At 72.5% G+C, this 22323-nt stretch carries 20 protein-coding genes; 16 read left to right on the top strand and 4 right to left on the bottom strand.

All coding sequences use genetic code 11. The features are described 5' to 3' along the window. Positions 1-30 precede the first annotated feature (30 nt). The 4 genes from ACFU3E_RS18775 (at position 31) to ACFU3E_RS18760 (ending at position 5132) form a co-directional block, all read left to right on the top strand. Positions 31-1380: an NYN domain-containing protein gene (locus tag ACFU3E_RS18775; RefSeq protein ID WP_384158970.1), complete on the top strand. Its 1350-nt coding sequence runs from the start codon at positions 31-33 to the stop codon at positions 1378-1380. 248 nt (positions 1381-1628) lie between these two features. Continuing rightward, the gene (locus ACFU3E_RS18770) at positions 1629-2669 is read left to right on the top strand and encodes a C40 family peptidase (protein ID WP_248501186.1); all 1041 of its coding nucleotides are present in this window, start codon (positions 1629-1631) and stop codon (positions 2667-2669) included. 234 nt (positions 2670-2903) lie between these two features. Continuing rightward, positions 2904-3917, top strand: coding sequence for an NlpC/P60 family protein (locus ACFU3E_RS18765; protein WP_384158967.1), 1014 nt, complete (start codon positions 2904-2906; stop codon positions 3915-3917). A 33-nt stretch (positions 3918-3950) separates the two neighbouring features. Beyond that, complete coding sequence (locus tag ACFU3E_RS18760) at positions 3951-5132, top strand: hypothetical protein (RefSeq protein ID WP_384158964.1); 1182 nt, start codon at positions 3951-3953, stop codon at positions 5130-5132. A 213-nt stretch (positions 5133-5345) separates the two neighbouring features. Here the strand turns inward: ACFU3E_RS18760 and ACFU3E_RS18755 are convergent, their stop codons facing one another. Further along, positions 5346-6626: a glycosyltransferase 87 family protein gene (locus tag ACFU3E_RS18755; RefSeq protein WP_384158961.1), complete on the bottom strand. Its 1281-nt coding sequence runs from the start codon at positions 6624-6626 to the stop codon at positions 5346-5348. Between the two features lie 77 nt (positions 6627-6703). Here ACFU3E_RS18755 and ACFU3E_RS18750 point away from each other — a divergent pair, with 77 nt between their 5' ends. Next, positions 6704-7846 (top strand): glycosyltransferase family 4 protein, encoded by a 1143-nt coding sequence (locus ACFU3E_RS18750; protein WP_384158958.1) that lies wholly within the window; start codon positions 6704-6706, stop codon positions 7844-7846. Between the two features lie 125 nt (positions 7847-7971). Beyond that, positions 7972-9609 (top strand): GMC oxidoreductase, encoded by a 1638-nt coding sequence (locus ACFU3E_RS18745; RefSeq protein WP_384158955.1) that lies wholly within the window; start codon positions 7972-7974, stop codon positions 9607-9609. 16 nt (positions 9610-9625) lie between these two features. On the opposite strand, the gene ACFU3E_RS18740 is transcribed toward ACFU3E_RS18745, so the two are convergent. Further along, positions 9626-11422: an AMP-dependent synthetase/ligase gene (locus ACFU3E_RS18740; RefSeq protein ID WP_384158952.1), complete on the bottom strand. Its 1797-nt coding sequence runs from the start codon at positions 11420-11422 to the stop codon at positions 9626-9628. A 296-nt stretch (positions 11423-11718) separates the two neighbouring features. Here ACFU3E_RS18740 and ACFU3E_RS18735 point away from each other — a divergent pair, with 296 nt between their 5' ends. The 6 genes from ACFU3E_RS18735 (at position 11719) to ACFU3E_RS18710 (ending at position 16847) form a co-directional block, all read left to right on the top strand. Continuing rightward, positions 11719-12516: a metallophosphoesterase gene (locus tag ACFU3E_RS18735; RefSeq protein WP_384158949.1), complete on the top strand. Its 798-nt coding sequence runs from the start codon at positions 11719-11721 to the stop codon at positions 12514-12516. 108 nt (positions 12517-12624) lie between these two features. Further along, positions 12625-13071, top strand: a complete 447-nt coding sequence (locus ACFU3E_RS18730; protein ID WP_384158946.1) for an SRPBCC family protein — start codon at positions 12625-12627, stop codon at positions 13069-13071. 67 nt (positions 13072-13138) lie between these two features. After that, on the top strand, positions 13139-14308 hold the full coding sequence (locus tag ACFU3E_RS18725; RefSeq protein WP_384158943.1) for an ArsA family ATPase: 1170 nt from the start codon (positions 13139-13141) through the stop codon (positions 14306-14308). Positions 14309-14408: 100 nt separating this feature from the next. Continuing rightward, positions 14409-14909 (top strand): DUF5304 domain-containing protein, encoded by a 501-nt coding sequence (locus ACFU3E_RS18720; RefSeq protein ID WP_384158940.1) that lies wholly within the window; start codon positions 14409-14411, stop codon positions 14907-14909. 132 nt (positions 14910-15041) lie between these two features. After that, entirely contained in the window at positions 15042-15995 is a 954-nt protein-coding gene (locus ACFU3E_RS18715; protein ID WP_384158938.1) for an ROK family glucokinase, read from the top strand. 105 nt (positions 15996-16100) lie between these two features. Beyond that, positions 16101-16847: an endonuclease/exonuclease/phosphatase family protein gene (locus tag ACFU3E_RS18710; RefSeq protein WP_384158935.1), complete on the top strand. Its 747-nt coding sequence runs from the start codon at positions 16101-16103 to the stop codon at positions 16845-16847. Positions 16848-16899: 52 nt separating this feature from the next. On the opposite strand, the gene ACFU3E_RS18705 is transcribed toward ACFU3E_RS18710, so the two are convergent. Then, complete coding sequence (locus ACFU3E_RS18705; RefSeq protein WP_384158932.1) at positions 16900-17529, bottom strand: hypothetical protein; 630 nt, start codon at positions 17527-17529, stop codon at positions 16900-16902. Continuing rightward, positions 17522-18319, bottom strand: coding sequence for an alpha/beta hydrolase (locus ACFU3E_RS18700; RefSeq protein ID WP_384158929.1), 798 nt, complete (start codon positions 18317-18319; stop codon positions 17522-17524). Before ACFU3E_RS18700 ends, ACFU3E_RS18705 begins: the two co-directional genes overlap by 8 nt. A gap of 202 nt (positions 18320-18521) precedes the next feature. Here ACFU3E_RS18700 and ACFU3E_RS18695 point away from each other — a divergent pair, with 202 nt between their 5' ends. Genes ACFU3E_RS18695 through ACFU3E_RS18680 form a run of 4 tightly spaced genes read left to right on the top strand, consistent with a single transcriptional unit; the run spans position 18522 to position 22323 of the window. Beyond that, the gene (locus ACFU3E_RS18695; protein WP_384159136.1) at positions 18522-19301 is read left to right on the top strand and encodes a lysophospholipid acyltransferase family protein; all 780 of its coding nucleotides are present in this window, start codon (positions 18522-18524) and stop codon (positions 19299-19301) included. 27 nt (positions 19302-19328) lie between these two features. Next, a complete protein-coding gene (gene macS / locus ACFU3E_RS18690) occupies positions 19329-20555 on the top strand; it encodes a MacS family sensor histidine kinase (protein WP_384158926.1) in 1227 nt (408 codons plus the stop codon). Continuing rightward, the gene (locus ACFU3E_RS18685) at positions 20552-21241 is read left to right on the top strand and encodes a response regulator (RefSeq protein WP_384158923.1); all 690 of its coding nucleotides are present in this window, start codon (positions 20552-20554) and stop codon (positions 21239-21241) included. Before macS ends, ACFU3E_RS18685 begins: the two co-directional genes overlap by 4 nt. A gap of 53 nt (positions 21242-21294) precedes the next feature. After that, a complete protein-coding gene (locus tag ACFU3E_RS18680; RefSeq protein WP_384158920.1) occupies positions 21295-22323 on the top strand; it encodes a 6-phosphofructokinase in 1029 nt (342 codons plus the stop codon).

Here is a 22323-nt window from a genome sequence, read left to right as displayed (position 1 = left end):
CGGCCCCGCACAGGCATTGGGGTGTGACGGATGGTGGAGACCACGGGCGGGGGGCCGGGCGACGGCGCCGCCGAGGTGCTCGACCGTCCGCTGCCCGACGGCGTGCGCCGCAGGGTCGTGCAGATCGTCTCCGACGGCTTCGGATCACTGACGGTCAGCGAGCTGCCCGCGCAGCTCAGGCAGTACGCCCGGTTCGCGCCGAACCGCCGGGCGAAGTTCGCCGGCAACGCGATGGCGGCCGCGCTGGAGACCGATCCGCTGTTCCGGCAGCGCATCGGGGAGAAGCTCAGAGAGACCCAGCCGGAGCTGACCGGCGCCCTCGACTCCGGCTCCCCGCCCCCGGCCGCGGACCCGCTCGACGTGGCGGCCGCGGCCTACGTACTGCGGCCACTCGACTGGGTGAAGCTGGTGACCGCCGCCGGCGAGGAGGCCCAGCGGGCCGACGCCGAGCGCGCCGACGAGGAGAGCCGGGCCGAGCTGGAGCGGCTGCGCGCCGAGCTCGACCGGGCCCGTGACCACACCCGGGCCGAGACCGAGCGGCTGCGCGCGGAGCTGGAATCGGCCAAGAAGGAAACCGATTCGCTGCACCGCAAGCTGCGCGCCGCCCTCAGTGACGTCAAGCGCGGCGAGGCCGCCCTGCGCAAGGCGCACGGCGAGATCGAGGCCGTGCGTGCCGAGGGGCACGCCCAGGTGTCCGCCGCCGAGAGCGAGACCCGGCGGCTGAAGTCCCGGCTGGGCGAGACCGAGGCCGCCCTGGAGGCCGCGCGCCGGGCCGCCCGCGAGGGCCGCAGCGTCGAGGACATGCGGGTACGGCTGCTGCTGGACACCCTGCTGGACGCCACCCAGGGGCTCCGCCGCGAACTGGCCCTGCCGCCGGTCTCGGTGCGGCCCGCCGAGACCGTCGACGCCGTCGAGCCGGGCCGGATGAGCCCCAAGGACATCGCCGCCCGCGCCCTGTCCGAGCACGACCCGCAGGTCCTCGACCAGCTGCTGGCGCTGCCGCAGGCCCATCTGGTCGTCGACGGCTACAACGTCACCAAGACCGGCTATCCGCAGATGCCGCTGGAGAAGCAGCGCCTGCGGCTGCTCGGGCAGCTCTCCCAACTGGCCGCGCAGAGCGGCGCCGAGGTGACCTGCGTCTTCGACGGCGCGGAGCTGGCCGCACCGGTGCTGCTGGCCCCGCCACGCGGTGTGCGCGTGCTGTTCTCGAAGCCGGGTGTCACCGCCGACGAGCTCATCCGCCAGCTGGTGCGCGCCGAACCCCCGGGCCGTCCGGTCATCGTGGCGTCCACCGACCGCGAGGTGGCCGACGGTGTGGCGCGGGCGGGTGCCCGTCCCGTGGCCTCGGCGATGCTCCTGAAGCGCCTTTCGCGGGCCTAGAGACCGTACGGGCGATGCGTAACGTCCGGGCGTGATGCCCGAATTGGTGGGACCTGTGCGCCACGTTGCGTCAAGTGGGTCTCACCGGCTGTGAGTCCAGAGGAAAAGTTGGCCTACCGTGACGCGATTTTTCATCTGAGGATTTGAACTGATCACAGGAAGGTCACTAGGGTCAGGCCCCGAACCTCCGCTCGGGTGATCGCTCACTGGGAGCGACGGCGGAGGGGCCGAGAAGGAGCTAGTCACCCGTGGCGTCCCACCGTCGTCCGAAGCAGCCGAGCCGCGCACGTGTGACCGTGCTGACCACCGCCGCCGCCGCTGCCGTCGCCTTCAGCTCGCAGGCCGCCAACGCGGCCCCCAGCGAGAAGCCGAGCAAGGACGAGGTCAAGGCCAAGGTCGACAAGCTCTACGAAGAGGCCGAGCACGCCACCGAGAAGTACAACGGGGCCAAGGAGAAGCAGGAGAAGCTCCAGAAGGAGATCTCCACCATCCAGGACAACGTCGCCCGCGGCCAGGAGGAGCTCAACGAGCTGCGCGACAGCCTGGGCCTCGCCGCCGCGTCGCAGTACCGCACCGGCTCCATCGACCCCTCGGTCCAGCTCTTCCTCTCCGCCGACCCGGACGACTACCTCGACAAGGCATCCACGCTCGACCAGTTGAGCGGCCAGCAGGTCGAGGCGCTGAAGAAGGTCCAGGAGAAGCAGCGCGAACTCGCCCAGCAGCGCGCCGAGGCCTCCGAGAAGCTCAAGGACCTCGCCTCCACCCGCACCGAGCTCGGCAAGAAGAAGAAGGAAGTCCAGGGCAAGCTCGCCTCCGCGCAGAAGCTGCTCAACACCCTCACCGCTGCCCAGAAGGCACAGCTCAAGGAGGAGGAGAACCGCGCCAGCCGGGCCGCCGAGCGCGACGCCCTCACCGCCGACGCCCCGCCCGGCTCGGGCCGTGCCGCCGCCGCCTTCTCCTTCGCCCAGAGCCAGCTCGGCAAGCCCTACGTCTACGGCGCCACCGGCATGAGCTCCTACGACTGCTCCGGCCTCACCTCCCGGGCCTACGCCGCGGCCGGCGTGCAGATCCCGCGCACCTCCGAGGCCCAGACCGGAGCCGGCACCAAGATCTACTCGGTCAGCCAGCTCAAGGTCGGCGACCTGGTCTTCTTCTTCAACGACCTGCACCACGTCGGCCTCTACGCCGGCAACGGGCAGATCATCCACGCCCCGCGCACCGGCACCGTCGTCCGCTACGAGTCGATGGACACCATCGGCGGCCCGTTCATGTTCGGCGTCCGGGTCTGATCCGCACCCTCGCCGGCATCCCCCGGATTCCTCCCGGCGTCCTCAAGATCAGGACACCGTGTCCGCCGTTCGGGGGAATCCCGACAGCTCCGAGTGAGCCCACGCCCCGCCATTGACCTGCGTCAGCGGCGGGGCGCCGTGCTGGATACCCACGGATGGTCGTTGGCGGCCCCCCGTCGCGGGGCTACTGTCTGCCGCGTTCCAAGTCCGCCAGCGGAAGGAGAGCGGCTTCCCGTGGGGTCCCATCGCCGCCTTGCACCGTCCGGGTTCGACCGGGGCGCCGGTGCCGCGGTCAGCTTCCTGTCCGTCGCGGCCGCCGCCGTGGGCGCGGTACCGGCCGTCGCCGCACCGTACGACGACACCCGGGCCACGGTGGACCGGCTCTACGAGCAGGCCGAGAAGGCGACCGAGGCGTACAACAAGGCCGACGAGCGCGCCGACGAGCTGCGTGACGAGGTCGGCACCGCCCGCGACCGCGTCGCCCGCCAGCAGCAGCGCATCAACTCCATGCGGGAGTCCCTCGGTTCGCTCGCCGGCGCCCAGTACCGCGCGGGCGGCATCGACCCGTCCCTCGCCCTGCTGTTCTCCGACGACCCGGACGACTACCTCGACCACGCGTCCCGGCTCGACCGCCTCACCGCCCGCCAGGCGGGTGAGCTGAGGGAACTCCGGACCGCCATGCGCGAACTCGCCCAGGACCGCGAGGAGACCGCCGGGAAGCTCCGCGAACTGGACCAGAGCCGCAAGGCCGTCGCCGCCCACAAGAAGACCGTCGAGCGGAAACTCGCCACGGCCCGTCGGCTGCTCAACTCCCTGCCGGACGCCGAGCGCGACGCCTACGGGCGCGCCTCCCGCTCCGGCCGTGGGAACCTGCCCGGTCCCGGCGGCGCCACCGCCGCCTCGGGACGCGGGTCCGCCGCCGTCGCCGCCGCCCGCAGCGCGCTCGGCAAGCCCTACGTCTGGGGCGCCAACGGGCCCACCGGCTTCGACTGTTCGGGCCTGATGCAGTGGTCGTACGCGCAGGCCGGGGTCTCCCTGCCGCGCACCTCACAGGCCCAGCGGTACGCCGGCCGGCAGGTTCCGCTGTCCGAGGCGCGCCCCGGTGACCTGGTCATCTACCGGGGCGACGCCAGCCATGTCGGGATGTACATGGGCAACGGGCAGGTCATCCACGCGCCCTACCCCGGCGCGCCCGTGCGCTACGACCCGGTCGGGATGATGCCCGTCTCGTCGGTCACCAGGGTCTGACCAGCGCGGCCCGGCGCCCGTACGATCGGGAACGTGGCTGGTCGAAGGTCGGGGTCCGCGCTGGTGGCGCTCGTCGTGCTGCTCGTCGCCCTGGCCGGGTGCGGCGGGCGGTCCGCGGCCGACCGTGTCACGGCCGACGTGCAGCGGCTCCTGGACCGGCGGGCCGCCGCGGTCGTCGACCGTGACGCGCGGGCCTATGAACGCACGGGCACGGGGACGGATTTCGCCAAGCTGCGAGCGGTGCCCGTGGCCGCCTGGTCGTACCGGGTGACCGCGGTGCGCCGCACCGGTGACACCGCCACCGCCGACGCCGAACTGCGCTACCGCGTCGCCGGGTACGACCGGGCGCCGGTGACCGCCGGACGCTCGCTGCGGCTGAGCCGGGACGCGGACGGGCAGTGGTCCGTCGACACCGACCGGCCCGCGAAGAAGTCCGCGCAGCAGCTCTGGGACCAGGGGACGGTGCAGCTCGTCCGGGGCCGGCACAGCCTCGTGCTCGGCGTCGGCCAGTCCGGGCAGTCGCTGCGGGACTTCGCGGACCTGGCCGACCGCGCGGTGCCCGCCGTGTCGGACGCGTGGGGCGCGGACTGGAGCCGGCGGGTCGTCGTGCTCGTGCCGAAGTCCCTGGAGGGGATGGCGGGGCTGCTCGGCTCGCCCGCCTCCTCCTACCGCGGGATCGCGGCGGTCACCACCGGCGAGACGGGGGCGCGGGACCGGGCGCCGGCGGACCGGATCATCGTCAACCCGGATGCGTTCGCGCTCCTCGGCGGCCTCGGCGAGCAGGTCGTCGTCACCCACGAGACCACCCACGTCGCCACCCGTGCCCGCACCACGGCCGCCACGCCCCTGTGGCTGTCCGAGGGGTACGCCGACTGGGTCGGCTACCGCGCCGCCGGCCGCACCCCCGCCGAGGCCGCACCCGAGCTGTCCCGGGCGGTCGGTGAGGGCCGGGTCCCCACCTCCCTCCCGGACGACGAGGACTTCGGCTTCACCGGCGACGCGAGCCGCCTGGCCCGCTCCTACGAGAGCGGCTGGACGGCGTGCCGGCTGATCGCCGACCGCTGGGGCGAGTCCCGGCTGGGCGAGTTCTACCGGGCCGTCGGGGAGCACCGGGGGCGGGGCGCGGTGGAGGACGCGATGCGGAAGGTCCTGGGGACGACGCCTGAGGCCTTTACGGAGGAGTGGCGGGCGTCTCTGCGGGATCAGCTGGGCTGACCGGGGGCCGGCCCCCGGCCTCGGTCCGGCCGGTCGGGCCGTTCGACGGCCTCCCGCGGCCAGGCCCGTTCCGCCTCGCCCCGCCTCGGCGCTGCTGCGTCGCCGCGCGCGTACCGCCTGACCGGGCGCGGAGCTGCCCGGGGTGAGCCCGGCGCGCGCGACGGCGGTGCGGTGCGGGCCGGCGGCGGGGGTGCTGTTCCGGCGGGCCCCGGCTCAGGAGGAGACGGGCGTCTCGTCGGCGCGGGCCTGCTGAGGGGGTGCGGGAGCGGGCGGCGTGACGGGCGGTACGGTCGCGCGCCACAGGGCGCGGGCCGCGATCAGCGCGGCGGCCACCAGGAGCCCGTTGCGCAGGAACATCAGGGTGAGGCCGAGGCTGTCACTGGCCACGACGTTGGCGAAGTAGAACGGGAACTCCAGCACCGTCACGAAGCACGCCACCAGCACCAGGACGACCGGCAGCCGCATCCGGCTGCCGGGGAAGTACAGGGACACCGCCGCCAGCCCGACCAGCCACACCATGTACTGCGGGCTGATCACCCGGCTGGTGGTGGTGAACATCAGCACCGCCACGAACGCCGCGTCGGCGAGCGTGTGCTCCTCGAAGCGCCGGGCCAGCAGCCGCCACAGCACCAGCCAGCCGAAGGCCGCCCCGGTCAGGAACAGCGCGCCGGTGCTCACCTCGCTCACATACGGCCCGAGGAACTCGATCGAGCCGTAGTTCAGCTTCACCTCGCCCTGCCAGCCGAAGTGCCGGGCGACGTGGAAGACCAGTGCGCCCAGCGACTCCACCTCGGTGCCCCGGTCGCGCTGGAAGGTGAGGAACGCGAACGCGCCCGGCATGGCCAGCGCGCACACGCCCGTCACCGCGATGCCGGTCACCAGGGCCGACACCCAGGCGCTGCGGCGGCGCGCGGCCAGGAGCAGCATCGCCGGCCAGACCTTCAGCAGGGCGCCGAAGGCCGCCAGGGCCCCCATCGCCCTGGGGTGCCGGGCGCCCGCGAGCAGCGCGGCCATCGCCACCGCCGTGACCATCACGTCGTAGCGGGCGTACACCGTCGGGCCGAGCAGCGGCACGCCGACCACCCACACCCAGGCGCCGCGCAGCGACCGGCCCGGGCGGCGGCCCGCGTACGTCATCAGGGCCAGCACGGCCAGGTCGGTGACGCAGACCAGGACGAAGAACGCGGTCGCGTAGTCCAGGAAGGGCAGCAGGCCGGGGGAGAGGATCGCCAGCGCGGCGGCGGGCGGGTACTGCCAGGTGACGTCCTCCAGAGGGAACGTTCCGGTGCGCAGGACGTCGTACCAGCCCTGGTAGATCACGTGCACGTCGCTCGTGACGTCCGGGCCCGGGAAGACGTACACCTTCAGGACGAACAGCAGCAGCAACAGCCTCGTGAGACACCAGACCACCGGCAGCCATGCCGGGGACGACCGTCTCGTGCCCGTCGTCTTCACGTGATCCCTGCCCGTTCGCGTGCCGTGTCGAGGGGCCATGATGGTCCCGTCAGCTGTGAGCGTGCCATATGTGCTGCCGCACAGGGCGGTGAGGGCGGTTCGGTAGGGTCGGCGGCGTGCGCAAGACCCTGATCGTGACGAACGACTTCCCGCCCCGGCCCGGGGGCATCCAGGCCTTCCTGCACAACATGGCGCTGCGGCTGGACCCGCAGCAGCTGGTCGTCTACGCCTCGACCTGGAAGCGGACCCGGGAGGGCGTCGAGGCGACCCGCGCCTTCGACGCCGAGCAGCCTTTCACCGTCGTACGGGACCGCACGACCATGCTGCTGCCGACGCCGGGTGCCACCCGGCGGGCCGTCGGGCTGCTGCGGGAGCACGGCTGCACCTCGGTGTGGTTCGGGGCGGCGGCCCCGCTCGGCCTGATGGCCCCGGCCCTGCGCGGCGCGGGCGCCGAGCGGCTGGTCGCCACCACGCACGGCCACGAGGCAGGATGGGCGCAGCTGCCCGCAGCCCGGCAGCTGCTGCGCCGGATCGGCGACGCCACGGACACGGTCACCTACCTCGGCGAGTACACCCGCTCGCGCATCGCCTCCGCCCTGACGCCCGAGGCGGCCGCCCGGATGGCGCAGCTGCCGCCCGGCGTCGACGAGAAGACCTTCCACCCCGGCTCGGGCGGCGACGAGATCCGGGCACGACTGGGCCTGACGGACCGCCCGGTGGTGGTGTGTGTCTCCCGGCTGGTGCGGCGCAAGGGGCAGGACACCCTGATCCGGGCCATGCCCCGCGTCCTCGCCGCCGAGCCGGACACCGTCCTGCTGGTCGTCGGCGGCGGCCCCTACGAGAAGGACCTGCGGCGGCTCGCGCACGAGACCGGCGTCGCCTCCGCCGTCCGCTTCACCGGCGCGGTGCCCTGGTCCGAGCTGCCCGCGCACTACGGCGCCGGCGACGTCTTCGCGATGCCCTGCCGGACCCGCCGGGGCGGCCTCGACGTCGAGGGCCTCGGCATCGTCTACCTGGAGGCCTCCGCGACGGGGCTCCCGGTCGTGGCCGGCGACTCGGGCGGCGCCCCGGACGCGGTCCTGGACGGCGAGACGGGCTGGGTGGTGCGGGGCGGCTTCCCGGAGGAGGCCGCCGACCGCATCACCGTCCTCCTCGGCGACGCCGGGCTGCGCCGCAGGATGGGCGAGCGGGGCAGGGAGTGGGTCGAGGAGAAGTGGCGCTGGGACCTGCTCGCCGAGCGGCTCAAGGACTTGCTGTAGCGCCGTTCGCTTTCTTGGGGGCGCGGGGAACTGCGCGATCAACCACGAACGACCCGCACCCGCTCCCGAACGATCAAGTCCCACCCCACTAGGCGGAACCCGCAAATCCGCCGATGCTGCGCGACATGACAGCAAACCTGATGCAGCATCAGCTGACAAGACGTCGGATCCTGGGCGTGGCAGCCCTCCAGACAGCTGCCACCCTCGGTTTCACCCGCATCGGCCTTCAAAGCGCCCGAGCCGCCCAGCCCGACGCGGTCGACACCGCCCCGGCGATCGTCGTCGGCTCCGGCTACGGCGGCGCGGTCGCCGCCCTCCGCCTCGCCCAGGCCGGCATCCGCACGCTCGTCATCGAGATGGGCCGCCTCTGGAACACCGCGGGCCCCGACGGCAAGGTCTTCTGCACCACCAGCGCACCCGACCACCGCTCCATGTGGTTCCGCACCCGCACCGAGGCACCCCTCGGCACCTTCCTCTGGCTGGACGTCGTCAACCGCGACATCGGCCGCTACCCGGGCGTCCTGGACCGCGTGCACTTCGACCACATGTCCGTGTACGTCGGCCGCGGCGTCGGCGGCGGCTCCCTGGTCAACGGCAGCATGGCGGTCACCCCGCCCCGTTCGTACTTCGCCGAGCAGTTCCCCGCCGTCGACGCCGACGAGATGTACGGCACCTACTTCCCGCGCGCCCGCGCCGCCCTCGGCGTGACCACCGTCGACCCGGCCTGGTTCGAGTCGACGGAGTGGTACCGCTTCACCCGCGTCTCCCGCAAGCACGCCGAGAAGACCGGCCTGCGGACCACGTTCGTGCCGAGCGTCTACGACTTCGGCCACATGCAGCGCGAGGCGGCCGGCACCGCCCCGAAGTCGGCGCTCGGCGGCGAGGTCATCTACGGCAACAACCACGGCAAGCGCAGCCTCGACAAGACGTACCTCGCCGCCGCGCTCGGCACCGGCAACGTCACCATCCACACCCTGGAGAAGGTGCGCGCGATCAGCCGCGCGCCGGACGGGAGCTACGTCCTGACCGCCGACCGCATCGACGAGACCGGCCGGGTCGTCGAGACCAGGGAGTACGGCTGCACGTACCTCTTCCTCGGCGGCGGCAGCCTCGGCACCACCGAACTGCTGCTGCGCGCCCGGGAGACGGGCACCCTGCCCCGCCTCGACGCCGGTGTCGGCGCCGGGTGGGGCACCAACGGCAACGTGATGCTCGGCCGGGCCAACCACCTGTGGGACACGGTCGGCGCGAACCAGTCGACCATGCCGGTCATGGGCATCGACGACTGGGCGAACACCGCCAACCCGGTGTTCGCCGAGATCGCCCCGCTGCCGACGGGCCTGGAGCACTGGGTGAGCCTCTACCTGGCGATCACCAGGAACCCGGAACGGGCGTCCTTCTCCTACGACACCGGCTCGGGCCGGCTGCGGCTCGGCTGGACGGCCGCGCACTCCGCGGTCTCCGTCGCCATGGCCAAGAAGCTGTTCGACCGGATCAACGCGGCCAACGCCACGATCTACCGGTACGACCTGTTCGGCGCGAGGAGCAAGGTCTTCGCCGACGACTTCACCTACCACCCGCTGGGCGGCTGCGTGCTGGGCAGGGCGACGGACGACTACGGGCGGGTCAAGGGCTACCCCAGGCTGTACGTCACCGACGGCTCGCTCGTGCCCGGGTCGCTCGGGGTCAACCCCTTCGTGACCATCACCGCGCTCGCCGAACGCACGATGGCGCGGGTCCTCGCCGAGGACACCGCGCCATGACCGGCCCGATCGAGGGTCACTTCGCGTAGATCGCCTCGACCTCGTGCGCGTAGTCCTTCGCCACCACGTTCCGCTTCAGCTTCAGCGACGGCGTCAGGTGGCCCGAATCCTCCGTGAACTGGGAGGACAGAATGCGGAACTTCCGCACCGATTCCGCCTTCGACACCGCGGCGTTGCCGTCGTCGATCGCCGCCTGGATCGCGGCCAGCAGGTCCGGGTCCTCGCTCAGCGACGCCGCGGTGGAACCCGCCGGCTTGCCGTGGTCGGAGCACCAACGGCCCAGGAACTCCTCGTCGATGGTGACCAGCGCGCCCACGAACGGCCGCCCGTCGCCCACCACCATGCACTCCGCGACCAGCGCGTGCGCCCGGATGCGGTCCTCGATCACGGCCGGAGCGACGTTCTTGCCGCCCGCGGTGACGATGATCTCCTTCTTGCGGCCGGTGATCCTGAGGTAGCCGTCCTCGTCGAGCGTGCCGATGTCACCGGTGTGGAACCAGCCGTCGGCCAGCGCCTCGGCGGTCGCGCCGGGGTTGTTCCAGTACTCCTTGAAGATGTGCTCGCCGTGCAGCAGCACCTCGCCGTCGTCGGCGATCCGGATCACCGAGCCGGGCAGCGGCTGGCCGACCGTGCCGATCTTCTGCCGGTCCCAGGGGTTGAAGGCGGTAGGGGCGCAGGACTCGGTCAGGCCGTAGCCCTCCAGGACCGTGAAGCCGATGCCGCGGAAGAAGTGCCCGAGGCGCTCGCCGAGCGGGGCGCCGCCGGAGATGGCGTACTCGCCCCGGCCGCCGAGGACCGCGCGCAACTTGCTGTAGACGAGCTTGTCGAACGTCTTGTGCTTGATCCTCAGGCCGAGGGACGGGCCCGACGGGGTGTCCAGCGCCTTGCTGTAGGCGATCGCGGTGTCGGCCGCCTTGTCGAAGATCTTCCCCTTGCCGTCGGCCTGCGCCTTGGCTCGGGCCGAGTTGTAGACCTTCTCGAAAACCCGCGGCACGCCGAGGATCAGCGTCGGGCGGAACGCGGCCAGCTCGTCGGTGAGGTCCTTGATGTCCGGGACGCAGCCCAGCTTGATCGGCGCCATCATCGGGGCGATCTGCACCAGCCGGCCGAAGACGTGTGCCAGCGGCAGGAAGAGCAGGACCGAGCACTCGCCGGTGCGGAACAGGGGGCGCAGGCGCTCCACGACGTTCCCGCAGTCCGCGAAGAAGTTGCGGTGGGTGAGGACACAGCCCTTGGGGCGGCCCGTGGTGCCGGAGGTGTAGACGATGGTCGCCGGGTCGTCGGCCCGGGCGATCGAGCCGCGCTCCTCGACCGTCTCGTCCGTGACGTCCTGGCCGAGCCGGCCCAGTTCGTCGAGGCCGCCGCCGTCGATCTGCCAGACGTGCTTGAGCGCCGGCAACCGGTCGCGCACCGACTCGATCGCGGCCGCGTGGGCGTCCGACTCCACGACGCAGGCGGTGGCGCCCGAGTCGCCGAGGATCCACTGCACCTGCTCCGGCGAACTGGTCTCGTACACCGGCACGGTCACCGCGCCCGCGCTCCAGATCGCGAAGTCCAGCAGCGTCCACTCGTAGCGGGTGCGGGACATCAGGCCCACCCGGTCGCCCGGCTGGACCCCGGCGGCGATCATGCCCTTCGCCGCAGTGTGCACCTCGGCGAGGAACGCGGTGGCTGTGACGTCCTGCCAGCTGCCGCCGATCTTGCGGGCGATGACGGCGACGTCCGGGTGCTGCGCGGCGTTTCTGCGGACGATGTCGGTCAGATTTCCGTCCGCAGGGACCTCGTACAAAGCCGGAAGGCTGAACTCGCGCAAAACTGCTGCTCCTCATAGGGCGCCGGCGCCACGACGGTGTGTGCTGCGACGGTGCGGTCCAAGGCTCGGGGAGGTGCTCGGGCATTCACTTGTTGAAATGCAGAGCACGACTGGACTGCCCGGACGTTACCCGCCGGTATGGCTTCTACGACAGGGGGTCCCGTCGAGATGTTCGCTGCGTCACACAGTTGGGTTTTCCTTCGCGCACAGTAGTCCACGCACTAAATCACTGGCCAGTAACCGCAGGTAGGGCCGCCACTGTTCACGTGTGCCGCACACGCTTACGCTTGATCGTCATGGCACCCACACCAGCCGGAAACCACCGGACGCGCGTACACGTGGTCAGCGACGTGCACGGCAACGCCCGCGACCTGGCGAGGGCCGGCGAGGGCGCCGACGCCCTGATCTGCCTGGGTGATCTCGTCCTCTTCCTCGACTACGCCGACCACGCGCGCGGCATCTTCCCCGACCTGTTCGGCGTCGAGAACGCCGACCGCATCGTCGCGCTGCGCACCGCCCGCCGCTACGAGGAGGCCCGGGTGCTCGGGACCGAGCTGTGGGCCGGCCTCCGGGAGGACCGCGCCACGGTGATCGAGGAGGCGGTGCGCAAGCAGTACGCCGAGCTGTTCGCCGCGTTCCCCTCTCCTACGTACGCCACCTACGGCAACGTCGACATGCCGGCCCTGTGGCGGGAGTACGCGAGCCCCGGCACGACCGTCCTCGACGGCGAGCGCGTCGAGATCGGCGGCCGGGTCTTCGGCTTCGTCGGCGGCGGCCTGCGCACACCGATGCGGACGCCGTACGAGATCAGCGACGAGGAGTACGCGGCAAAGATCGAGGCCGTGGGCGAGGTCGACGTGCTCTGCACGCACATCCCGCCCGAGGTGCCCGAACTCGTCTACGACACCGTCGCCCGCCGCTTCGAGCGCGGCAGCCGGGCCCTGCTGGACGCCATCCGCCGCACCCGGCCCCGGTACTCGCTCTTCGGGCACGTGCACCAGCCGCTGGTGAGAAGGATGCGGATCGGGGCAACGGAGTGCGTGAACGTGGGGCACTTCGCGGCGACCGGGACCCCGTGGGCGCTGGAGTGGTGAGGACGCCCCAGGTCGGGTGAGATCCGCGGGCCCCGCGCGCGGTAGCCTTCACGCTGCACACACGTGCGCACGACCTCATACCGGCCCGCATCTGGAGGAGCCACGGCGATGGCGGAACACACCAGCTCGAGCATCACCATCGAGGCGGCCCCGGCCGACGTCATGGCGGTCATCTCCGACTTCGCCCGCTACCCCGACTGGACCGGCGAGGTGAAGGAGGCGGAGGTCCTGAAGAGCGACGCCCAGGGCCGCGCCGAACAGGTCCGCCTCGTCATGGACGCCGGCGCGATCAAGGACGACCAGGTGCTCGGGTACACCTGGACCGGGGAACACGAGGTCTCCTGGACCCTGGTGAAGTCCCAGATGCTCCGCTCCCTGGACGGCTCGTACCTCCTCAAGCCCTCCGGCGCGGGCGGCACGGAGGTCACCTACGTCCTGACCGTGGACGTCAAGATCCCCATGCTCGGCATGATCAAGCGCAAGGCGGAGAAGGTCATCATCGACAGGGCGCTGGCGGGTCTGAAGAAGCGGGTCGAAGCGGGCCGGCAGCCCTGACCGCACACTCACCCCGCCCCGGCGGCAACACCGGCAGCCCCGGCGACGCCCGGTACCGTTCCACCCCATGCGCACCATCCTGATCACCGGCCCCGGCGGCAGCGGTCGTACCACCCTCGCGGCCGCGACCGCCCTGGCCGCGGCGGCCGAGGGCACCCGCACCCTCGTCCTCGGCACCGACCGCACGGACACCCTCGGTGCCGCCCTGGGGGTGAAGACCGGCCCGGCCCCGGTCGAGGCGGCCCCGCAGCTCACCGCCTGGCGCCCCGACGCCGCCCAGGACTTCCGCAGGGACCTCACCGCCCTCCAGGACCGCGCCTCCACCGCCCTGGACCTCCTCGGCGCCTCCCGCCTCGACCCCGAGGAACTCACCCCCCTGCCCGGGGCCGAGGAACTCGCCCTGCTGCGCGCCCTGCGCGACGCCGCGCTGTCGGAGCGGTACGACACCCTCGTCGTGGACCTCCCCCCGGCCCCGCAGGCCCTCGCCCTCCTCGCCCTGCCCGAGGAACTCCGTCGCTACCTGCGCCGCCTGCTCCCGCCCGAGCGGCAGGCCGCCCGCGCCCTGCGCCCCGTCCTCGGCCGCCTCGCCGGCGTCCCCATGCCCGCCGAGTGGCTCTACGAGACGGCAGCCCGCTGGGACCTGGAACTGGCCGCCGCCGAGGCGGTCGTCGCCGACCGCGACACCGTCGTACGCCTGGTCGCCGAGCCCGGCCCGGCCGGTGCCGACGCGCTGCGCACGGCCGGTCTCGGCCTCGCCCTGCGCGGTCTGCGCACCGACGTCGTGGTCGCCAACCGCGTCCTGCCCGAGGCGTCCCCGGACACCTGGCTCGCCGGCCCGGTAGCCCAGCAGCGCAAGACCCTGGAGGAGTGGCGCCAGTCGTACGACGTCCGCACCGTCGCCCACCTCGGACACGACCCGCGCGGCACCGACGACCTCACCGCCCTCGCCGTGCCCGGCGCCCAGGGGGCGGCCCCCGCGGCCGACTGGCCCGTGACCGACCGGCTCGGCGAGGACGGCGTGCTCGTCTGGCAGATCCCGCTGCCCGGTGCCATACGCGAGGAACTGGACCTCGTCCGGCGCGGCGACGAACTCGCCGTCACGGCAGGACGGTTCCGCCGGATCGTCCCGCTGCCCTCCGCGCTGCGCCGCTGCACCGTCGACGGGGCCGCCCTGCGGGAGGGCGAGCTGCGGATCCGCTTCGCACCCGACCCCAGGCTGTGGCCGCAGACCCGGTGAGACAGCGGGGCGGGCCGGGGAACACGACAGGCCCGGCCCGTGAACCCGGTACGCCCGTTCGGGTAACGTCGTAGGGACGAACCGTAGTCAGGAGTCCGTCATGAGCGAAGAGCTCCCCCCGTCCGACGCCGCCCGCGACGAGGCCGCGGACGAGATGCGGGCGACCGACGCCGACGCCTGGGCGACCGCCTGCGCCGAGGACCTGCAGGCGGAGAAGGCCCGCCGCCGCACCCAGTACGGCACGCCCCCGGGCTCCGCGGCCGAAGAGCTGAAGAAACTCGTCGACACCGTCGCGGAGAAGCTGTCCGGCGCCCAGTCCCCGCTGCTCGGCGCGGTCGCGGGGCCTGCCGCCGAGCAGGTGGTCCGGCAGGTCGTCCAGCAGGCCAAGGACGCCGTGGAACCCGTCATCGAGCGCAATCCGGACGTCTTCGACCATCTGGCCGCGGCCGGGAACGAGCTGCTCGCCGCCTACCGCTCCGCCGTCCAGGCCCAGGAGCGGCGCTGGACCGGCCGCGACGACCAGGACGACCCCCGTGACCAGGGTGAACGCCGGGACGGCGGCGACGACGCCGGTCCCGGGCAGCGCATCGACCTGGACTGAGTCCCCGGCCGCGGCCGGGCCGCGGGCCCGGAGCGGCCGCCCGGGGTGCCCACCGTGCGGACGACAGCCGACCCGAAGGCAGGGCTCGGGTACCGTTGGCCGTAGCGGGGCTCGACCGAAACTGAGGGATTCATGGGACTCACCATCGGCGTCGACATCGGCGGCACGAAGATCGCGGCCGGCGTGGTCGATGAGGAAGGCAACATCCTCTCGACCCACAAGGTGCCGACCCCGGGCACGCCTGAGGGCATCGTGGACGCCATCGCCTCGGCGGTGGACGGCGCACGCACCGGTCACGACATCGTCGGCGTGGGCATCGGCGCCGCCGGCTACGTGAACCGGCAGCGCTCCGAGGTCTACTTCGCGCCCAACATCGACTGGCGCAACGAGCCGCTCAAGGAGAAGGTCGAGGCCCGCGTGGGCCTCCCGGTGGTCGTGGAGAACGACGCGAACGCCGCGGCGTGGGGCGAGTACAAGTTCGGGGCCGGCAAGGGCCACCGCAACGTCATCTGCATCACGCTGGGCACCGGCCTCGGCGGCGGCATCATCATCGGCAACAAGCTGCGCCGCGGGCACTTCGGCGTGGCCGCCGAGTTCGGCCACATCCGCATGGTCCCGGACGGCCTGCTGTGCGGCTGCGGCTCGCAGGGCTGCTGGGAGCAGTACGCGTCGGGCCGGGCACTGGTGAGGTACGCCAAGCAGCGCGCCAACGCCACCCCGGAGAACGCCGAGATCCTGCTCGGCCTCGGCAACGGCACGCCCGAGGGCATCGAGGGCAAGCACATCTCCATGGCCGCCCGCCAGGGCGACCGGGTGGCCGTCGACTCCTACCGCGAACTGGCGCGCTGGGTCGGCGCGGGCCTCGCCGACCTGGCCTCCCTCTTCGACCCCTCCGCGTTCATCGTCGGCGGCGGCCTGTCCGACGAGGGTGAGCTGGTCCTGGGTCCGATCCGCAAGTCCTACAAGCGCTGGCTCGTCGGCGGCAACTGGCGCCCGGTGGCCGAGGTCCGCGCCGCGGAACTGGGCAACAAGGCCGGCCTGGTGGGCGCGGCGGACCTGGCGCGGGAGCCCGACCCGATCATGTGACGTCCTGTCGCTTCTGGGGGCGCGGGGGACTGCGCGATGAGCCACATACGACCGGCATTCGCGTACAAACCCCGCGCCCCGAGCTGTTGGGCGTAAATTGATCACATGCCCCTGCTCCCCAACTCCCGTACCGAACCCGACGGTTCCGCGGTCATCAGGGTCCTCAGCTACAACATCCGCTCCATGCGCGACGACACCGACGCCCTGGCCCGGGTCATCAGGGCGTGCGAGCCCGACCTCGTCCTCGTCCAGGAAGCCCCCCGCTTCTTCCGCTGGCGCAAGAAACTCGCCCGCCTGGCCCTCGCGTCCGGCCTCGTGATCGTCACCGGCGGCGCCACCACCACAGGACCGGCGATCCTCAGCTCGCTCCGGGCGGGCGTCGAACGCACGGAGGACATCCTCCTGCCCCCCACCCCCGGTCTGCACCGCCGCGGCTTCGCCACCGCGGTCGTCCGCTTCGCCGGCACCCGCCTCGGTGTGCTCAGCTGCCACCTGTCCCTCCAGAAGGACGAGCGCTACGAGCAGTCCGGCATGCTCCTGGACCGGCTCGCGGGCATGGGGGTGGAGCACGCGATCGCCGGCGGCGACCTCAACGAACGCCCCGACGGCCCCGCCTTCCGACGGCTGGCCGACCGCCTGACCGACTGCCGGGCCGCGGCCCCCTGGGGCGGCGAGCACACCTGGACGCCCGCCGACCCCTACCAGCGCATCGACGCGATCTTCGCGACGAAGGACATCGAGGTGCTGGGCTGTGGTGTGCCGTCCGGCAGGCCCGGGGTGTCCGACGCAGACCTGAGGGCCGCCACGGACCACCTCCCGGTCCTGGCCGCCCTCAGAGTTCCGGCTTCCTAGTGCCCCGGCAGGCGACGTCCGCCCTGTCGCGCAAACGTCGCCTGCCGGGGCACTAGACGACCGCGCCCCGCCCGGGGTCGTCGTCCTCCTCGTCGTCCGTCCGCATGCGCATGACCAGCGTCGCGAACCCGCCGAGGAACCCGCCGATGCCCAGCGTCGCCAGCCACCAGGTCATCTCCCAGCCGAGCAGCACGGCCAGCAGGAGCAGCACCGGGCCGCCGAGCACGCCGAGCCAGGCGAACTTGGCGGTCGGGTCGGCGGTGGGCAGCGGGGGCGGCTCCGGGGGCACGAAGTGACCCTCGTCGTCCTCGTCGAAGTCGTCCTCGGCGGGTTCGGGCACGGAGTAGTCGCGCGGGCCGACGCCGGGCGCGAAGGAGACCGAGCCGCCCAGCGGCTTCACGGGCTTCGCGGGCTGCTCCGCGGGCCCCTCGGACTCCTCCGGCTTCACGGCGTCCCCCGACTTCACGGCCGTGTCGCCGCGGCCGCCGTCGATCACGGCGTCGTTGGCCCCGGTCGCGGGCAGGGCCAGGTCCTCGATCGACTTGAACGGCTTGGCGCCCGGCGGGTCCGGCGGCTCGTCGCCGTACCCGGCGACGATCGCCGCCCAGGCGGCCTCCTCGTCGATGGGGACGCCCTTCTCGTCCGGCTCCCGGCCCTCACGGCCGGCGTCGTGCTCAGCCACCTGTGGTCGTCCCTTCCTTGCCGAGCCCGGGCTCCCTGCCGAGGCCGGACGCGATGCGGCCGATGAACGCGAGGCTCTCCTCGTGGATCCGGTCCGCGTCATGGTCCAACGTGGCGACGTGGTAGCTCTGTTCCAGGATGACCTCTTTCACGTCCGTCGACGAGATACGGCTGAGGATCCGGGCCGAGTCGGCGGGCGGCACCACATGGTCCTGCGGGCTGCGCAGCAGCAGAACCGGCTGGGTGACCTGCGGCAGCTCGCGGTCGGTGGCCTGGAAGAACTGCCGCAGCGAATGCGCCGCGTGCAGCGGCACCCGGTCGTAACCGAGCTCCTTGCCGTCCGGCTTGGCGATGTCGCTGGCGATGCCCTTCGTCGCGGGGACGAGGTGGCGCACCACCGGCAGGGCGTGCGCGGCCAGGCCGTGCACCTTGTTCGCCGGGTTGACGACCATGACGCCGCGCACCGCGTCACCGTGCTTCGCGGCCAGCCGCAGGGCCAGCGCGCCGCCCATGGACAGACCGGCCACGAAGACCGTCTCGCGGCGCTCGCACAGCAGGCGCAGCTCACGGTCCACCTCCGCGTACCAGTCCTGCCAGCCCGTGATCCGCAGGTCCTCCCAGCGCGTGCCGTGCCCGGGCAGCAGTGGCAGGGAGACGGTCAGGCCGTGCTCGGCGAGGTGCTCCGCCCAGGGGCGCAGCGACTGCGGTGATCCGGTGAAGCCGTGGCAGAGGAGGACGGCGACCTCTCCGCCCTCGTGGTGAAACGGCTCGGCTCCGGCAAGGACCGGCACCTTCGGCCTCCTGGTCGTGAGAAGGGACTGACACGATCACGGAATGTCACGGAACGTCATGGAAGGGGTCGCACGCCGTTCGCGGGACCTTCACCGTACGCGACCGCACTGACACCGACCAGGGCCGTCGGCGCCTTTGACGGCGCTCCGGGTTAAGGTCTGACCGACACATACAGGAGGCACTCGGTTGTTGTACGGCGCGATGAAGGTCACCATCGGGGGTCCGCTGAAGCTCGCCTTCAGACCCTGGGTGGAGGGCCTGGAGAACGTACCCGCCGAGGGCGCTGCGATCCTGGCGAGCAATCACCTGTCGTTCTCCGACTCGTTCTTCCTGCCCGCCGTCCTCGACCGCAAGGTCACCTTCATCGCGAAGGCCGAGTACTTCACCACGCCCGGTGTGAAGGGCCGGCTGACGGCCGCCTTCTTCAAGGGGGTCGGGCAGCTCCCCGTGGACCGCTCGGGTGCGCGCGGCGCGGGTGAGGCCGCCATCAAGAGCGGCATAGACGTGCTGGAGCGCGGTGAGCTGTTCGGGCTCTACCCGGAGGGCACGCGCTCGCCCGACGGACGGCTCTACCGGGGCAAGCCGGGCGGCCTCGCGCGCGTGGCGCTCGCGACCGGCGCGCCCGTCATCCCCGTCGCCATGATCGACACGGAGAAGATCCAGCCGCCCGGGAAGGTCATGCCGAAGCTGATGCGGCCCGGCATCCGGATCGGCAAGCCCCTGGACTTCAGCCGCTACCAGGGCATGGAGCACGACCGCTTCGTGCTGCGCGCGCTGACCGACGAGGTCATGTACGAGATCATGGAGCTGTCCGGCCAGGAGTACGTCGACATGTACGCCACGGCCATGAAGCGGCAGCTCACGGAAGCGGCGAAGGCGGAGAAGGAAGCCGAGAAGGCCGCCAAGGCCGCTCTCGCGCGGGCGGAGAAGGAACAGGCCGAGAAGGAAAAGCAGACGGAGCAGCGGCGGACCGAGCCCTAGGCGGGGCGCGGATCGGGGGCGGGGGAGATGGCCGAACGCGAGCGTGTGATGAGGATGTCGGTCGAGCAGCCGCTGTGGCGCGCGCTCACCGGCTACCGGGTGCTCACGATGCTGTACGCGGTCGGCCTGTTCGCCACCGCCCACGACGAGTTCGTCCGCCCCTGGGTCGCCGTCGGCTACTACGCGGTGCTGTGCGGGTGGACCCTGGCCACCCTGCCCCGGGTCGCGAACGCCGCCCGCTGCACCAAGCGGTTCCTCGCCGCCGACCTCACCGTCGCCGTCACCGGCATCCTGCTCACGCCCGTCGCCGACGCGCACGAGCGGGTCCAGGCGGGCGGCCCGACCCTGCCGTCGATATGGACCGCCGGTGCCGTCCTCGCCTTCGCCATCAAGGGCGGCTGGCGCTGGGCGGCCCTCGCCTCCGGCCTCGTCGCCGTCGCCAACCTGATCGAGCGCGGCAGCCCGGCCCGCGACACCGTCCACAACGTTCTCCTGGTCTGCATCGCCTCCATCGCCATCGGCTACGTCGTCGAGGTCGCCCGCGCCTCCGAGCGCACCCTCGCCCGCGCCCTGGAGATCGAGGCCGCCACGCGAGAGCGGGAGCGTCTCGCCCGGGACATCCACGACAGCGTGCTCCAGGTGCTGGCCATGGTGCAGCGCCGCGGGGCCGTGATCGGGGGAGAGGCGGCCGAGCTGGGCCGGATGGCAGGCGAGCAGGAGGTCGCGCTGCGCACCCTGGTCTCCGGCGGACTCGTCCCCGTATCGCGGGTCTCGGAGGACGCCGCCGAGGGCGCGGTGGTCCGGGCCGTCGACGAGGAGCCGGAGCCGGGCGGCCCCGTCGACCTGCGCGCCCTGCTCGCGCCGTACGCCGGGGCCAGGGTCAGCCTCGCCGAGCCCGGCGCGCCCGTGCCGTTGGCGCCGGTCGCCGCCCGGGAGGTGGCCGCCGCCGTCGGGGCCGCGCTGGACAACGTCCGCCGGCATGCAGGGGAGGACGCCCGCGCGTGGATCCTGGTCGAGGACGAGCCGGACGAGGTGATCGTCACCGTCCGGGACGACGGACCCGGCATCCCGGAGGGACGGCTCGTCCAGGCCGAGGGCGAGGGGCGGCTCGGCGTCGCCCTGTCGATCCGCGGCCGGCTGCGCGACCTCGGCGGCAGCGCGGAGCTGAGCTCGGTGCCGGGCCAGGGCACGGAGGTCGAGCTAAAGGTACCGAAGGACGTGACGCACACACGGGGGAAGGCGGAGCAGCGATGACGGAGACCACCGAGGACCGGCAGGGCCCGATCAAGGTCATGGTGGTCGACGACCACCCCATGTGGCGCGACGCCGTCGCCCGCGACCTGTCCGAGTCGGGCTTCGACGTCGTCGCCACCGCCGGCGACGGCGACCAGGCCGTACGCCGCGCCAGGGCAGCCGTACCCGACGTCCTCGTGCTCGACCTGAACCTGCCCCGCAAGCCCGGCGTCCAGGTCTGCAAGGAGGTCGTCGCCGCGAACCCCGCCCTGCGGGTCCTCGTGCTGTCCGCCAGCGGCGAGCACGCCGACGTCCTGGAGGCCGTGAAGTCCGGCGCGACCGGCTATCTGCTGAAGTCCGCCTCCACCGGGGAACTCCAGGACGCGGTCCGCCGCACGGCCGCCGGCGACCCGGTCTTCACCCCCGGCCTCGCCGGACTGGTCCTCGGCGAGTACCGCCGCCTGGCCTCCGAACCCGCACCCGCGCCCGACACCGACGAACCCAAGGCGCCCCGGCTCACCGACCGCGAGACCGAGGTACTGCGCCTGGTCGCCAAGGGCCTGAGCTACAAGCAGATCGCCGAGCGCCTGGTCATCTCCCACCGCACGGTGCAGAACCACGTCCAGAACACCCTGGGCAAGCTCCAGTTGCACAACCGTGTGGAGCTCGTCCGGTACGCGATAGAGCGCGGCCTCGACGACGAGTGAGGCGCACGTCACACTGACCCTTCGTCAGGCACCTGCGGCGAAGGGACTGTTCCATGCGCGTCGGAGTACTGACCGGAGGCGGCGACTGCCCCGGCCTCAACGCCGTCATCCGGGCCATCGTCCGCAAGGGCGTCCAGGAGTACGGCTATGACTTCACCGGCTTCCGGGACGGCTGGCGCGGCTGCCTGGAAGGCGACACCGTCCGTCTCGACATCCCCGCCGTGCGCGGCATCCTGCCCCGCGGCGGCACCATCCTCGGCTCCTCGCGGACCAACCCCCTGAAGGCCGAGAACGGCATCCGCCGGATCAAGGACACCCTCGCCGCGCTGGAGGTGGAGGCGCTCGTCACCATCGGCGGCGAGGACACCCTGGGCGTGGCCGCCCGGCTGTCCGGCGAGCACGGCGTGCCCTGCGTGGGCGTGCCCAAGACGATCGACAACGACCTGTCCGCCACCGACTACACCTTCGGCTTCGACACCGCCGTCGGCATCGCCACCGAGGCCATCGACCGGCTGCACACCACCGCCGAGTCCCATATGCGCGTCCTGGTCGTCGAGGTGATGGGCCGGCACGCCGGCTGGATCGCCCTCCACTCGGGCCTGGCCGGCGGCGCCAACGTCATCCTCATCCCCGAGCAGCGCTTCGACGTCGAGCAGGTGTGCACCTGGGTGACCTCCCGCTTCCGGGCGTCGTACGCGCCGATCGTGGTGGTCGCCGAGGGGGCGATGCCGCAGGACGGCGACATGGTCCTCAAGGACCAGTCGCTGGACTCCTTCGGGCACGTCCGGCTCTCCGGGGTCGGCGAGTGGCTCGCCAAGGAGATCGAGAAGCGCACCGGCAAGGAGGCCCGCACGACGGTCCTGGGCCATGTCCAGCGCGGCGGCACCCCCAGCGCCTTCGACCGCTGGCTCGCGACCCGCTTCGGGCTGCACGCCGTCGACTGCGTCCGCGACCGCGACTACGGCCGGATGGTCGCCCTGCGCGGCACGGACATCGTGCGCGTGCCCCTGGCGGACGCCACGGCCCGCCTGAAGACGGTGGATCCGGCGCTGTACGAGGAGGTCGGGGTGTTCTTCGGCTGA

This window comes from Streptomyces sp. NPDC057424 (genome assembly GCF_042803315.1).
Lineage (GTDB): Bacteria > Actinomycetota > Actinomycetes > Streptomycetales > Streptomycetaceae > Streptomyces.
Note: the sequence above shows the minus strand (reverse complement) of the source record. Positions and strands in the feature narration are given on the sequence as shown.